Origin of the sequence: Flavobacterium sp. ACN6, assembly GCF_002304005.1 — a bacterium.
Taxonomy (GTDB): domain Bacteria; phylum Bacteroidota; class Bacteroidia; order Flavobacteriales; family Flavobacteriaceae; genus Flavobacterium.
The window spans coordinates 135,736-150,151 of record NZ_MRCQ01000003.1; the positions used below are offsets into that span (position 1 = coordinate 135,736).

General features: G+C 33.5%; 13 protein-coding genes. 8 read left to right on the forward strand and 5 right to left on the reverse strand.

Going from position 1 to position 14,416, the window contains the following annotated elements; translation table 11 throughout:
• Positions 1 to 131: 131 nt before the first annotated feature.
• Positions 132 to 737, reverse strand: a complete 606-nt coding sequence (locus BSF42_RS05945) for a nucleosidase (protein ID WP_095952193.1) — start codon at positions 735 to 737, stop codon at positions 132 to 134.
• A 185-nt stretch (positions 738 to 922) separates the two neighbouring features.
• On the opposite strand from BSF42_RS05945, the gene BSF42_RS05950 reads away from it, so the two are divergent.
• The 4 genes from BSF42_RS05950 to BSF42_RS05965 all read left to right on the forward strand — a co-directional run bounded on the left by BSF42_RS05950 (position 923) and on the right by BSF42_RS05965 (position 3,284).
• Entirely contained in the window at positions 923 to 1,486 is a 564-nt protein-coding gene (locus tag BSF42_RS05950) for a DUF6642 family protein (protein WP_095952194.1), read from the forward strand.
• Between the two features lie 2 nt (positions 1,487 to 1,488).
• Positions 1,489 to 2,409, forward strand: coding sequence for an AraC family transcriptional regulator (locus BSF42_RS05955; protein WP_095952195.1), 921 nt, complete (start codon positions 1,489 to 1,491; stop codon positions 2,407 to 2,409).
• A 72-nt stretch (positions 2,410 to 2,481) separates the two neighbouring features.
• Positions 2,482 to 2,682, forward strand: coding sequence for a hypothetical protein (locus BSF42_RS05960; RefSeq protein WP_172426645.1), 201 nt, complete (start codon positions 2,482 to 2,484; stop codon positions 2,680 to 2,682).
• A 29-nt stretch (positions 2,683 to 2,711) separates the two neighbouring features.
• Positions 2,712 to 3,284 carry a pentapeptide repeat-containing protein gene (locus BSF42_RS05965; protein ID WP_095952197.1) on the forward strand — a complete coding sequence of 191 codons (573 nt, stop codon included), beginning with the start codon at positions 2,712 to 2,714 and terminating at the stop codon, positions 3,282 to 3,284.
• A 150-nt stretch (positions 3,285 to 3,434) separates the two neighbouring features.
• Here the strand turns inward: BSF42_RS05965 and BSF42_RS05970 are convergent, their stop codons facing one another.
• From BSF42_RS05970 to BSF42_RS05985, 4 genes are all read right to left on the reverse strand, one after another.
• Positions 3,435 to 5,009, reverse strand: a complete 1,575-nt coding sequence (locus BSF42_RS05970) for a DUF5123 domain-containing protein (RefSeq protein WP_095952198.1) — start codon at positions 5,007 to 5,009, stop codon at positions 3,435 to 3,437.
• A gap of 30 nt (positions 5,010 to 5,039) precedes the next feature.
• The gene (locus BSF42_RS05975) at positions 5,040 to 6,830 is read right to left on the reverse strand and encodes a RagB/SusD family nutrient uptake outer membrane protein (protein ID WP_095952199.1); all 1,791 of its coding nucleotides are present in this window, start codon (positions 6,828 to 6,830) and stop codon (positions 5,040 to 5,042) included.
• Positions 6,831 to 6,850: 20 nt separating this feature from the next.
• A complete protein-coding gene (locus tag BSF42_RS05980) occupies positions 6,851 to 10,066 on the reverse strand; it encodes a TonB-dependent receptor (RefSeq protein ID WP_095952200.1) in 3,216 nt (1,071 codons plus the stop codon).
• A gap of 626 nt (positions 10,067 to 10,692) precedes the next feature.
• On the reverse strand, positions 10,693 to 11,859 hold the full coding sequence (locus BSF42_RS05985) for an MFS transporter (RefSeq protein ID WP_095952201.1): 1,167 nt from the start codon (positions 11,857 to 11,859) through the stop codon (positions 10,693 to 10,695).
• A gap of 102 nt (positions 11,860 to 11,961) precedes the next feature.
• Here BSF42_RS05985 and BSF42_RS05990 point away from each other — a divergent pair, with 102 nt between their 5' ends.
• The 4 genes from BSF42_RS05990 (at position 11,962) to BSF42_RS06005 (ending at position 14,409) form a co-directional block, all read left to right on the forward strand.
• The gene (locus tag BSF42_RS05990; protein WP_095952202.1) at positions 11,962 to 12,795 is read left to right on the forward strand and encodes an AraC family transcriptional regulator; all 834 of its coding nucleotides are present in this window, start codon (positions 11,962 to 11,964) and stop codon (positions 12,793 to 12,795) included.
• Positions 12,796 to 12,888: 93 nt separating this feature from the next.
• Positions 12,889 to 13,221 (forward strand): hypothetical protein, encoded by a 333-nt coding sequence (locus BSF42_RS05995; RefSeq protein ID WP_095952203.1) that lies wholly within the window; start codon positions 12,889 to 12,891, stop codon positions 13,219 to 13,221.
• 98 nt (positions 13,222 to 13,319) lie between these two features.
• A complete protein-coding gene (locus BSF42_RS06000) occupies positions 13,320 to 13,847 on the forward strand; it encodes a DUF3347 domain-containing protein (protein ID WP_095952204.1) in 528 nt (175 codons plus the stop codon).
• 1 nt (position 13,848) lies between these two features.
• Positions 13,849 to 14,409, forward strand: coding sequence for an AraC family transcriptional regulator (locus BSF42_RS06005; protein WP_095952205.1), 561 nt, complete (start codon positions 13,849 to 13,851; stop codon positions 14,407 to 14,409).
• Positions 14,410 to 14,416: the final 7 nt, after the last annotated feature.

Below are 14,416 nucleotides of genomic sequence, written 5' to 3' on the forward strand. Positions count from 1 at the left end.
TTTCAAAAAAATCAAATACTCCTATTTTTAGTGTTTATAGGAAAGAAAATGGAAAATATCTATTTTATAAAAAATATACTATCGATTAAAGCAAACATATCTTGAATTTAAAAATAAAAAAGCCATTTCAACTAAGAAATGGCTTCTGATTCTTTTATCAATCCTAAAATTTTACCGTAAGCAATAGCTGCTTTATGAACCTGAACCGTCCAGTCTTCGGCAGCATTATCATCGGCACCATCAGAAATATATTTAAGACATAAAAACGGAATGTTTTCTTTCATGGCGATCATGGCTAAAGCATAGGCTTCCATATCGACAACATTATAAGCATCAGAACAATGTCCCATTTCGAAATTGTCGCCAGTTCCGCAGATTCCTTCAGTCAAATTATCCATTAACAAACCGTATTCCAGAATTGGAGGTAAATTCGACAACGGCGTTTCATATTGTGCAAAACCCAAACCGCGCACATCCATATCGCGCTGCACAAATTTGGTACAGCAGATTACTTCGCCTTTTTGAAAACAACTGCTTCCCGCCGATCCTAGATTCACAATTATCGAAGGTCTTTTCTTTTGGATTGCCTTTGACAATTCATAAGCTGCATTTACTTTTCCGATTCCTGTAATTAAAGTATTGTGTCCTTTAAAAACTTCTGCTGCTTCTGATTCCAATGCAAATGAGAATAATATATCTTCAAGAGCAAATGACTGCTTTTCGTTAATCTGTATCATGGATAATTGTAATTTTCAGTCCACAAAAATACGGTTAAATAATTATGTAAAGAAGTATCTGCATAAATTCCAAAAAGCAAGTTAAATTCTGTTTTCTATGCTAGATTTTGTTTCAGAAAAAATACTTTTGCTAAAATCAAAAAACAAAGAAATTTCAATCCTTAAAAATCAGAAAGCGCAACTGTATGGATAATGAAAAATTTATTTTCTGCCTAGAAGGTGTTCCAGATATAGACGATCTTACTCCAACACATGTGGTAAAATGTCTGGAAGAATTGGCTATTGACCAAGGTATTGCCAGTATCCATAAAACTTGTGATACTATTGAAGGCTTAGAAGAAAGTTTGAATATTTTACTTTACGAAGATCATAATTTCAAAGATTACGAAATCATTTATCTTGCAATGCCGGGACAGGAAAATAATATCTGTCTTCATAATTATTATTACAGCTTAGAAGAGATCGCTGAACTTTTTGAAGGTAAAATGAAAGGTAAAATTATTCATTTTGCCAATCTTAAAGTTTTAGATTTAACTGAAGATGAAGCACAGTATTTTCTTGACATAACGGGCGCAAGAGCTATTTCTGGTTATGGTTCTACTTATAATAAAATTGCCAGCTGCAGTACGATTGACAAAGCGTTCTTTAGTTTGTATCAGGAAAACGACAATTTGATTGAAGTGGTTGAAGATCTTTATATGAAACATTACAATTTGTGCAAACTGCTTGATTTCAGATTATATTATTAAGGATGAAAACAAAAGGCACGGAAAAAATAAAAACCTACGGACCAACAGGATTTCGGGAGAAATTTCTAGGAGAAGACAATCCTATTCATTTGCTTTTCAAATCAAATTCTGATCATTTTTTCTGCCTTGAAATTGAAGAAGTAATGCAGATACAACATCCTGTTCCTCCTTCTAAACATTCCTGTCATACCTTAATTTTTATTTCTTCAGGTCAGCATGTCATGAAATTGGGTTATCAGGAATATACAACCTCCAATAATGAAATTATCATGGTTCCTGCCGGACAGATTTTCTCACTTGACAATGTTAACAATATACATAAAGGCTATATCTGCCAATTTCATCCTGATATTTTAATTAGAAAATACGGAAGCCGCGAATTACTCAATGATTTTGATTTTTTAAAAATTTCCGGAAATCCTAAAATTACGCTGACGCCTCAAGATATAAGTGCAATTACCAATATTTTAGAACGATTAAAAAAGGAGTATTCCGAAACAGCCTTTACTGATTTGAATATTGTTCAGTCGTATCTGATTACTTTATTTTATGAAATGAATAAAAATGCTGTAAAATCTACTAAAGGCATTTCGGCTGCTGAGGTTATTACAGGAAAATTTAAGGAGCTTATTCATGATCAAATAAAGACGCAGCATCAAGTTAATTATTATGCTTCGCTGCTTAATGTCACGCCTAATCATTTGAATAAATGCGTAAAATCGGTAACTGGAAAATCTGCCGTAAAATGGATTGACGAAAACATATTACTAGAAGCTAAATATCTGCTGTTTCAAACTACACTTTCTGTAGGTGAAATCGCAATACGAATAGGTTTTGAAGACCAATCTTACTTTAGCCGATTTTTTAAGAAAGCAGAGGGAATTTCACCAATCCGATACCGAAAAATGATTGATAAGTCCTAATTATTGATTATAGAATCCTAACAAAACGCACTACTTTTTTCAGAAATTTGCCTGTTCAAAATTATGCAAATTATGATTTATGTATTTAAAACTTCTGTTGACAGCGTTTCAAAATTTGAGTCGGCTGCTGTTCTCCTTCATGAATTACTGCCAGATGTGTTGTGGAATTTTGATCTTGAAGACTGCGATAATATTTTAAGAATTGACAGTGAATTAGATATTCCAAATCTAATTCAAAATAATGGCATTTTTGACTGCGTCGAATTAGAATAAAATTACTTCAACATTTTTCACCAAATTATATGGAAACCAAATTATATCAAAATCGCACATTTGATACTGTAGATTATTCTGAACAACGTTTATCGGACACCGAATTTGTCAACTGCGAATTCATCAATTGTAATTTCTCAAAAAGCGATTTGAGTCATAACGACTTTTTAGATTCGACTTTTAAAAATTGTAATCTTTCTCTAGCCGTTCTTAAAAATACGGGACTAAAAAACATAAAATTTATTGGCTGTAAATTAATGGGCTTAGATTTCAGCGCGAGTAACAGCTTTTTGTTTTCGATGAATTTTCAGGATTGTATTTTAGACTATTCTACTTTCATTTATAAAAAACTAAAGAAAACCAACTTTATAGATTGTTCTCTAAAAGAAGCTGATTTTTCTAACACCGATTTATCTCTGTCTGTTTTTAAAAACTGTGATCTCTCTAATGCCACTTTCGTGGAATGTATTTTGGAAAAAACAGATTTTAAGACTTCCAGAAATTATGCTTTTGATCCTTCAGATAACAAAATAAAAGGCACAAAAGTTTCGCACACCGCACTTGCAGGTTTATTGCAAAAATTTGATTTAGCTATTGAGTAGTTTTTAGTCGCAGTTTTCAGTCTCAGTCGCAGTCGCAGCTGAAAACTGAGACTGAAAACTGAGACTGAGACTAAAAACCGAGACTAAAACAAAAAAGCGGCATACAATTTTACTTGCATACCGCTTTTCCTATTTATTAACCATGAAATTTTATTTAATCCAACGCGGATCTCCTATTCTATTATCAATCATAGTTTGATTTTTAACAGTAAAATCTCCAGTTGCAGCATTTACAAATTGTGGATTTGCAGTAGTTGCAGACGCATCAATTTTATTATTTGCAATAGTAGCATCAATAAAACTTGCTGCCTCGTAATAGTAATTTTTATTAAATGTTGGCAAAGTGGTCCCTGCCTGATTTGTATAAATTCCAGTCGTAGACACAATTAATGTATTTCTTACCGTTGATGTGTTTGATCCAAAACGTAAATACAAAATTCTTTTTGGTGCTGCCGTATTTGATACTTTATACAATGTACAGCTGTCAATTAATACGTTTGTAGTTAAACCAGTTCCTGAAAAACCGTTTGCAGGCGCTACAGCATCTGTTCTAACAAAATCACGTCCAACTGAACAAGTATCAAAAGTGCTGTTTTTGACGACTATATTAGCAACATACGTATTTCTAAAATCTATAAAATCTGCCTGCGCATTAGTATTTACATTTTTAACTATACTGTTGTCTACTGTAAATGATGCAACTTTTGCTGTACTAGCATTTCCATAAATTAATGCACGTAAATAATCATGAACATAACAACCGCTAATTAAGATATCTCCATAAGTTGTACTTGCACCAGAAATTGTAATAAAATTACTGTCGCCAACACCAGAGCCTTCTAAATCTAAATCAATTAAAGACAGGTTTGCTGTTCCTGCACTTACTGTGAATTTGACATGTAATTTTGGCTTATCGCCCGGACGCAATCCACGAAGTGTAATTGTTTTATTTAAAATAATTTCACCCTTAAATACTTGATAATCTCCCGGCATTAATACTAAGACAGCACCAGCTGCCGCTTCAGTAATTTTTGCGTTTAAATCATCTTCAGGCTTAACTAAAATTCCTGTTCCGATGTCGATTCCTGTTTTAAAAGTTCTTTCTCCTCTTTTCTTCGCTCCGTTAAACAAAGAAGCGGTATAATCTGTTTCTCCCACAAGTCCTGTAACCAAAGCCACTCCAGCCGTTTTTTCTGCAGGCGTAACTGCATGAATTATGTTTCCTGGATTAACAACAATTTGTGTTACATTGCTGTTTGGAGTCCATCTTAAAGTAACTTGTTTTGCTTCAATATCAGCATCTTGAACAACATTCATCAATTGTTCAGATAAAGTAGTAGCAGTAGTTATAGACCATTTCGAATCTTCTAAACCTACAGAACTTACTGATTTTACTCTGATAGAATAAACTGTTTCTCCTTCAAGAGGTACTTGTACAGGTAATTCTGTTGGAGCAACATTTACTGTTTTATAAATCGTTTTAAATTCTGGATCATCTGCACTAAACTCTACTACATAATGATCTGCATCTTCATCTGCTTTAACAGTCCAATTTAATTCGACTGTGGTTTGATTTCTAATTGTTGCTTTAAGTCCAATTGGAGAAAATTCTCTGCTTACGTCTAAAGTTTCTATTACTGGCTCATTAAACGTCTCGCAGCTAGAAAAAGCAAGCATGAGCATTAATGAAGCAATTAATCCTTTTGTTATATATTTTGTTTTCATAATTATACTTTATTAATTTTCAGCGAGTTGTTAGTAAGAATAATCATTAGTTAATTTTCCGTTGCTTCCATCAATAAACACCTGCCAGATTGGCCAAAATTGTCTATTATCTGGATTAACTCCTGGTTTATACAAAGTATTTATTTTAGTATCTGTTGCAGCACCTGTCCATGTCCATGCAAATTGCGTATAATCTGTACCCGGGCTTGTTGTTTCACCACGATTAAGACCATAAATATCTAAACTTACATTATCTGCTTTATATTTATAGTACAAAGCAGCTGGAACATCAGCATATCGTCCTGTACGATCAGCTAAATTTTTCATATTTACTTTAGCTTCATCCAATTTTGCTTTTAATAAATTCCAACGGATAAGCGCTTGTTTACGCTCCATTTCACCAGTAAATTCAAATTTATTTTCTTCCACCAAAGCATTAAGCATAGATTCTTTACTCGTCAAAGCGTTTACATAGTTCTCAACTTTCACCGCCTGAACTGCTGCTGGAAAAGCTCTTCTTCTTATTTCTTTTAAGTACGGAGCCGCTGCGGAAGGGCCTTCTAATTCATTTGCCGCTTCAGCGGCAATTAAAAGAACTTCTGCATATCTCATATAAATTTTATTTACACCATCGTCATTTGTAGAAGTTACAAAACGAGTCATCCATTCGTAACGGTATTTTCCGAAATACCAAGTATTCAAAGCTCCTAATTCTTGTTTTGCAACATTATTTACAGCTGTACCATATTTGTAAGGAACACAAGTTACATCTCTTCTAGTATCTGCCTGATCGTAATCATAAAATACTGTTGGAAGCGGTCCTGCAGTTCCACCGCGATTCGCTCCATTTGCATGGAATTGGTCATTTGTTGTATGACGAACAGCAAAAGTAAACAACATACGTCCTCTACCATCTGCAAAAGGAAGTTCCCAAAGAGATTCTCCACCCGCCGTGATGTATTCCTGATTGTATTTTTTCCAGAAAGTTTCAAATGAAGGTTCTAAATGTGCAGATCCGCTTGCAATAACAGAACGAGATTCTGCTAAAGCTAATGCATACATATTTCCAACAGACAATTCAGGATCTGTACTTCTTCTGATTCCGTCAGGATATTGCTGGAAACCGCTGGCTGCCATTGCCAAACGAGCACGGAATCCTTTTACAAAAGCTTTGTTAATTCTCTCAACATTGCTTGTTGCCGCAGTTTCACCAGGCCAAGGCACCAATGTCGCTGCTTCTCCTAAATCTGCAATAATCTGTTTGTAAACTATATCTCTACTAGATTTTTCGATATAAAGAGTTGCGTTACTTACTGGTTCAAATCTTGCAGGAACATCTCCCCAAGTTTTTAATAAATCAGCATAATAGATTGCTCTTAATGTTAAAGCCTCACCTAGTAAATATCCTAATTGTGATCCTGGAGTTGGATTCCCATAAGTTCTTAAACCACGAATACAAACATTCGCACGTTCAATACCTGAGTACATCATTGCCCAAGCATTGTTTGTTGTATTCATTTGAGAATTATTCGGCTTTGCATCATAAGTACACAAATCAGAAGCATCGCTTACAGTTTGTGAAGAGTTATACCATTCTGTATCCGTATTTAATCCGTAGAACGGAAGAAAACGACCTCTATAAGAATTTGTTTCCGCAAAAGGAACTTTAATTCCGTCAATTGCTCCTTCCGCCAATCCAGGGCTTGAAAAAATAACTGATTCGTCTAATGTCGATTGCGCTGGAGCGTCTAAGTAATCATCTGAGCAAGAAGAAAAAAGACTTGCGACAAACATTCCTGCTATTAATATTTTATGTTTCATCTTGTGAAAGTTTTACTGAATTAAAAATTAAGGTTTAAACCAAAAATCAACTGTCTGCTTCTCGGATAAGCTGAGTAATCAACTCCCGGAGTAAGAGGTGTGTTTCTTCTTGTTGAAGACTCAGGATCTGGGCCTGAATAATTAGTCCAAACAAAAACATTACTAGCTGTAAGATAAAATCTCAACTTAGAAACACCCAGAGCTGAAGTTAAAGCTTCTGGCGAAGTATAACCTACTGTCAAATTATTAAGTCTCAAGAATGATCCATCTTCAACAGCCCAATCACTAAATACAGCGCGAGGCATATAAGGAGACCACATTGTTGTATTAGCATTTAAGGCAGTCAATGCAGCTGGATCTGTAACCAATTGTCCTGTTGCAGGATCAAAATTTGTCCATCTTGTACCGTCAGCCATTTCAGAATTTAAATTTCTGTATTGTCCATTTGGCACTGAAGTACCAAATTCAATCTTGTTGGCATTGTAAACATCATTTCCAATGCTGTAGTTAAATGCAGCAGAAAGGTCGAAACCGTAAGCGTTTGCATTCAACACAAAACCACCCGTACTTTTTGGATTAGAATTTCCAATTACAGAAAGGTCATTTGCAGTTACTTTACCGTCACCATCAATATCTTTCAATTTCATTGCACCAGGTTTCATTGGCCCTACAATTGTTGAACCGTCTGCTACTCCAGTTTTTAAAGTATATGTTCCTCCATTGTAATCAAAATCAGACACCTCATAACGTCCGTCGCTTTTATATCCGTACATGATACCAATTGGCTGGCCCACGTTTACTAAGAAATCATTTCCAATTGCAGTTGAAGCCCATCCAGAACTTGCTCCATAATTACTCATTACACCAAGAGAATTGATTCTATTGGTATTGAATCCTGCATTAAAAGATACACTTACGCCGTATTTAGCTCTTTCGATAAGATTTAAATTTAACGTAGCCTCAACTCCGCTGTTTTGAACCTCACCCATGTTTCTGTATTGAAAATCATATCCTCCTCCAGCAATAGGGAAGTTGATTAATAAATCTTTTGTAACATTTTTATATACCTCTACAGATCCTGTTACTTTATTTTTAAATAAGTCAAAATCTAAACCTAAGTTTTGTGTTACTGTAGTTTCCCATTTTAAATCTGGATTAGCCATTGTTTTAGAAGCTGCCCAGAAATTATCTACTCCGTTGATCCATGTAGTTGTAGAAGATATAAAACTTTGAACCATTTGTCCTGTTGGAATATTGTTGTTACCTGCTTCACCATAACTTACTCTTAATTTAAGTAAATTAACCCAAGAAGCATTTTTCATAAATTCTTCTCCTGAAATTTTCCAAGCTGCAGCTGCTGCTGGGAAAAAGCCCCATTTATTATCTCCTGAAAATTTACTAGAACCATCGGCACGATATGTTGCAGTAAAAAGGTAACGGTCTTTATAGTCATAATTTACACGACCAAAGAATGAAAGTAATTTATCATCTGGGAAATAGAAATTATCAACAGAAACTGGTGTTCCCTGCGTTGTCAATTTTTTTGCCTGATCTAAATCAAAAGACAATGGATATCCTTGAATTGCAGAGCTTACGTCATTTCTTTTATAATCAATTGATTCCTCACCTAAAAGGAATTTTAAACTATGATTTTCTCCAACTATTTTTTTCAAATCATAATTAAGCGTATTGGCATTTCTAAAACGAGTATCTTTTCTGTCTCCCATTATCATAGCCGGCATACCTTGTCTTTCTGCCGCAGGGCTGTTTTTTACATAATAAGTTGTACGACCGAAATAACGGTAATCTTGTAAATTATAATTATCTAAACCTAATTCTGTTTTGAATATTAAATCTGAAGTTAGTTTCCAAGAAAAACTTCCCAGCATATTAAAGTTTTTTCTGAATTGCTGGCGGTCACTATCTGAAATTGCCACAAAAGGGTGTGTTAAATTATCAGCAACAGCTTCATCAGTATCATCAGTTGTTAAACCTGGAACTGGAATTGGAGCATAACCAACAATATTTTTCAAACGAGAATCTGCAGAAGAAACCTCATTTTGTTCGTTCATACCACCACCATTAATTTCAGTATCAGAATAACGCATTGTAAAACTTAAATCTATTTTATCAGAAGCTTTACTGTTTAGAGCAAGAGATAAGTTATTTCTGTTATAATCTGATCCGAGCATAATTGCTTTTTCATCATAATGAGCATAATTGAAATTATAGTTCATTTTATCAGAACCTCCACGAATAGATAAATCACGACTTTGAACCTCACCTGTGCGTCCAAAAATTTGTTTTTGCCAATTATTACCTTTCATGCCTTTGTACATATCGTAATCTTTCCATGAACCAAAGTACTTTTCGTAAGAACTTAAATCTGTATTGTCTTTAAGCAAAGCATATTCGTACTGCCATTTTACGTAATCTTCTGGAGCCGTAACACCAATCGTATTGGCCATTTTTTTCATACCGTAAAACATATTAAAGTTTACAGCTATTTTTCCGTCTTTACCTTTTTTTGTCGTAACAATAACAACTCCATAAGCACCTCTAGAACCGTAGATTGCTGTAGACGACGCATCTTTTAAAATTGTCATAGTATCAATATCAGATGAAGAAATGTCATTGATATTGTTTACAGGAAATCCATCAACAATGTATAATGGAGAAGCATCTTGTGTTAAAGATCCGTTTCCACGAATTCTAATCTGTACGTTTGAATCTGGCGAACCTTCAGAAGAAGTTACCTGAACCCCCGCAATACGTCCTGTTAAAGCTTCAGTTACGTTAGGAGTTGGAATTTTTCGCATTTCATTTCCAGAAAATGTAGCTACAGCACCTGTCAAATCAGATTTTTTAGATGTACCGTATCCAATTACAACAACCTCATTTAAGTTATTAGAATCTTCAGACAGAGTTGCGTTTACTTTCGTTTTTCCTTCTGTAGAAATGTCGGTTGTTTTAAATCCTATAAAAGAAAAACTTAAAACCGCTTTCGGATTGGTTAATTTCAATTTGTAATGACCGTCGAAGTCAGTAGAAGTCCCGTTCTTAGTTCCTTTCTCCAAGACATTTACGCCTGGTAAAGAAAGTCCCGCAGCATCTTTCACAGTTCCCTCTATCGTTGTGGTCTGCGCGTATGTTTGACTGCCGATCAATAAGCACAGTAAGAAAACAAGTTTAAAGCAAAAATCTGCTCCTTTGTTTAATAATTCTTTAAAGTTCATGGTTGATTGTTTAAGTTAATTAATTTTTTTCGTTTTAGTTTAAGTGGTTTTTTGTGGTTACGTTCAATTCATTTTATTATAATTATTATAAGTACTTTTTTAACATTTAATTTTACTGCATTCAATAATAGTGTACTCTTTATCTTTTTTTACCCTTGAGTACTTAATCGATTTCGTGTATTAGAAAAAATTGTTGTAATCGATTACACAAACATAGATATTTTTTTTAAACGAAAAATAAAAATTCCTAAAAAATTCCTAAAAAAAATTATATATCAAAAAAATTACCGATTTTTTATATGACATGTATAATTTTAATCAATATAAAATATTAAATATATTATTACTTATCGCTCATTTGATTCGATTTTTGCAAAAAAAACAATCGATTACATGAATATTAATTATGAAATTATTAGGTGTTATTTTTACACTTAAAAATCACAAGAAGCTTAAAAAAAAATTAATTTTATTAGAAAATGGCCTTAAAATTTAAAGTGTATTTTCTGACGTAAGTGCATTCAGAAAAGAGAAGTATAAAATTTCATACCGAAAGGCAGCGCGGACAAAGCACAAAAAAGCCCTTAAACAAAAGTTAAGGGCTTCAAAAAAAGATTATATTATTTTTAAACAGGCTGTACAGCTAACTGCTTGCGATGTAACTTCATCAAAATGAATGTTATAATCATTCCGATAATTGACATTCCAACACCAATTAAATTTGGAGATGAGTAACTAAGTCCCGCTGCCAAAGGCAATCCGCCTAGAAATGCTCCTAAAGCATTACCAATATTAAAACTTCCCTGCAATGATGCTGAAGCGATCATCTCTGCTCCTTTTGCAGATCGAATCATCAACATTTGAATTGGCGCAATAACAGAAAATGAAATAGCTCCAGTTAAGAAAGTCAGAAATAAAGATACATATTGATTAAAGGAGAAAAAGTAAACCAAAACCAAATCGATAGACATTACAAGTAATAAGGCTAATGTTGTAGGCGCGGGCGAAAATTTATCTGCCAATTTTCCTCCTGCAAAATTCCCAACAACCATTCCTAATCCTGCCAAGATCAAAATATACGACACATCTTCTGGCGAAAATTTAGATACATTAGTTAGCAGCGGTGCAATATAACTGATCCACGCAAACAAGCCGCCAAAACCAATTGCCGTAATTCCGATGATTAACCATGCTTCTGTTTTCTTAAAAAATTGAAGCTGTGTTTTCATATTGACACTTTCGCCTTTTTCTAGATTTGGCATCCATAAATAAATCGCTAAAAATGTCAAAAGCCCCACAATCGCAATTAATATAAAGGTATAACGCCAAATAAAGTGGTGACCTATATATGTTCCAATTGGCACACCTATTAAGTTTGCAATAGTTAAACCAGAGAACATAATAGAAATTGCCTGTGCTTCTTTTCCTTTATCTGCCAAACGGCTTGCAACTACCGCTCCAACTCCAAAGAATGCTCCATGCGGTAAACCAGAAAGAAATCGAGACGCAAATAAAATATTATAGCTTGGTGCGATAATTGACAATGCATTGAAAACTGCCAGCATTAAAGCTAATATTAAAAGCATTTTCTTTGGTGCAAAATTCCTGCCTGCAATTACTAATAAAGGTGCTCCAATTACAACTCCAAGTGCATAAGCGGAAATTAAATAACCCGCCACAGGAATTGAAACTTTCATATCTGAAGCAATATCAGGAAGTAAGCCCATCATTACAAATTCTGTAATTCCAATAGTTAACCCTCCTAAAGAGAGAGCAATAAGACTTTTTTTCATTTCATTAAAAGTAGAAAGGAATAAATTTCTACGATGCAAAATTAGCACCATTAGTCTTAACAGAAGTTGTATATTTGTGATATAAAATTGTATATTTAAGTTATGCCGAAATTAAATCAATTTAAAACACTTGTGCTGGATGAGTTTGAAGAAGAAAAATTTCATCTTCCGCCGCATACGCATACCTATTATGAAATTATTTATATTAAAAAAGGGAGTGGCATTCATCACTTGAACAACAATCTATTACCTTATAAAGCAGGAGATTTATTTGTAATTTCTCCAGATGACAAACATTATTTTGATATAAAGAAAAGCACAAAGTTTACTTTTATCAAATTCACAGATAATTATTTCAACTCTAAACAGAATCTTACCTGCGATGAATTTCTTGTGAACACGCCAGAAAGCTTCATGCGAGATAAAATTTTGAAAGAAACTGTTTTGAAGTTTGATGAGCCTTGCAAAACTATTCTGAGAAACACGGTTGAAAACATTGTAACTTATGGCCAATATATTGATGTTACTTCTTCTCCAATCGTTTTTTACCAGATTCTTTCGATTTTCGGTTTAATTAAAGAAACGATCCGTTGTATGAATCTGCAGATGAAATCGACACATTTGGATAACGAACAAATCGCAAATTATATTCACCAGAATATTTACCAGCCAAAATTGGTTCAGGTTAAAGTAATAGCAGATCATTTTAATATTGCACAAACTTACTTTAGCGCTTATTTTAAAAGAACATTCAGTATTAGTTATCGCGAGTACATTCATAATTTGAGAACGACTTTAATCGAAAAAAGGTTTCACAACAATCAATTGCCTATTAAACAGATTGCGTATGAATTTGGTTTCACCGATGAAAGTCATTTGAGCAATTATTTTAAAAAGAGAAAAAACATGAAACCAACTGATTTTAAAAAACTGTAGTTATTGAAATCTTAAAAAACAATATCCTCGAACATTTTTAGTTAAATTTGTATTTGAAAAACAATTTCCTTGTCTAGAAAAATCCACATATTCATGCTTTTGCTTACACTCAGCTTCTTTTTGAGTCCGAGCTCTTACGCATGCAATAATGGTCATAAGACAGAAATTACTTCTAAAGAGAAAAACAGCTGTTCTAAAAAATGCTGTGAAAACAAACATTCCAAAAAAGAAAAACACAATTGCAACGGAAAATGCAGTCATTCGGGCTGTAATACCTCAACTTTTCAATCCATTATTTTAAATTCAAACAATTTTGATTTGGAAAATGATGTATTTAATTTTTCTTTAAAAAGCACTTTTTCTTATTATCCTGAAGTTACCATTTCTTCTGGATTTACTTCAATCTGGCTCAAGCCTAAAATATAAGTTTCGCATTTTTGACAGCCCATATTGGGCCTTTTTGACACGAATAATTTTTAATAATTTTAAAGGAATTTCAAATTTCTTTATCAAATCAAAACACAATGAAAAAATCTATAATAGCTGTAACAGCAATAATCACATTATTATTTTCTGCAAATAACATTCAAGCTAGCACAGCTAAATCTGAAATAACAGAAATTGAAGCTGCAGATTCACAATTACAAAGCGTTTATGATGCTTATTTTACCGTAAAAGATGCACTTATAAAAAGTGACAGCAAATTAACTTCGGCGAAAGCCAAAGATTTATTGAACGCCATTACCGCAGTAAAAATGGACAAACTAAAAAGTAGTGAACATACGGTTTGGATGAAAGTGGTAAAAAAATTAACTGCCGATGCAAAAGGTATTTCTGCAACAACAGATCTTAAAAAACAACGTGAGACTTTTAAATCATTATCAAAAAACACTTATGATCTTATAAAAGTTTCAAATCCAGAACAGCCAATTTACAAACAATACTGCCCAATGGCAGATGCAGATTGGTTAAGCAAAGAAAAAGCAGTTAAAAACCCGTATTACGGTTCTTCAATGCTGACTTGCGGCAACGTAGTAGAAACGATTAAATAATATGAAGCTTTACATCAAGAATATGGTGTGCAGCCGATGCAAAATGGTTGTGAAGTCTGAGTTCGAAAAACTCGGACTTCAAACTATTGCTGTCGAATTAGGAGAAGTTGAGCTAAACGAAGAAATCAACGATACGCAGAAAGAAGTTTTATTGGAAAATCTCCATGCTTTAGGTTTTGACTTAATCGATGATAAAAAAACAAAAACGGTTGAGAAAATAAAAAACCTAATTATCGATTTGGTGCATCATAAAAACAATGATCTCAAAATCAATTTATCAGATTATCTGGCAGAAAATCTCAATCAGGATTACAATTCGTTGAGTAATTTGTTTTCTGAAGTTGAAAACACCACAATCGAGAAATATTTTATAAGTCAGAAAATCGAAAAGGTAAAAGAATTATTGGTTTACAATGAGCTTTCGTTAAGCGAAATTGCCGATATTTTAAATTACAGCAATGTGGCTCATTTGAGTAATCAATTCAAAAAAATTACTGGCTTTACTCCTACTTCGTTCAAACAATCGAATGATAAAAAACGTATTCAGATCGAGAATATATAGTTTTTAA

Excerpts from the sequence above, each read along its gene's own strand:
- BSF42_RS05945 (WP_095952193.1), bottom strand. The coding sequence starts at position 737 with ATGATACAGATTAACGAAAAGCAGTCATTTGCTCTTGAAGATATATTA.
- BSF42_RS05950 (WP_095952194.1), top strand. The coding sequence starts at position 923 with ATGGATAATGAAAAATTTATTTTCTGCCTAGAAGGTGTTCCAGATATA.
- BSF42_RS05955 (WP_095952195.1), top strand. The coding sequence starts at position 1,489 with ATGAAAACAAAAGGCACGGAAAAAATAAAAACCTACGGACCAACAGGA.
- BSF42_RS05960 (WP_172426645.1), top strand. The coding sequence starts at position 2,482 with ATGATTTATGTATTTAAAACTTCTGTTGACAGCGTTTCAAAATTTGAG.
- BSF42_RS05965 (WP_095952197.1), top strand. The coding sequence starts at position 2,712 with ATGGAAACCAAATTATATCAAAATCGCACATTTGATACTGTAGATTAT.
- BSF42_RS05970 (WP_095952198.1), bottom strand. The coding sequence starts at position 5,009 with ATGAAAACAAAATATATAACAAAAGGATTAATTGCTTCATTAATGCTC.
- BSF42_RS05975 (WP_095952199.1), bottom strand. The coding sequence starts at position 6,830 with ATGAAACATAAAATATTAATAGCAGGAATGTTTGTCGCAAGTCTTTTT.
- BSF42_RS05980 (WP_095952200.1), bottom strand. The coding sequence starts at position 10,066 with ATGAACTTTAAAGAATTATTAAACAAAGGAGCAGATTTTTGCTTTAAA.
- BSF42_RS05985 (WP_095952201.1), bottom strand. The coding sequence starts at position 11,859 with ATGAAAAAAAGTCTTATTGCTCTCTCTTTAGGAGGGTTAACTATTGGA.
- BSF42_RS05990 (WP_095952202.1), top strand. The coding sequence starts at position 11,962 with ATGCCGAAATTAAATCAATTTAAAACACTTGTGCTGGATGAGTTTGAA.
- BSF42_RS05995 (WP_095952203.1), top strand. The coding sequence starts at position 12,889 with ATGCTTTTGCTTACACTCAGCTTCTTTTTGAGTCCGAGCTCTTACGCA.
- BSF42_RS06000 (WP_095952204.1), top strand. The coding sequence starts at position 13,320 with ATGAAAAAATCTATAATAGCTGTAACAGCAATAATCACATTATTATTT.
- BSF42_RS06005 (WP_095952205.1), top strand. The coding sequence starts at position 13,849 with ATGAAGCTTTACATCAAGAATATGGTGTGCAGCCGATGCAAAATGGTT.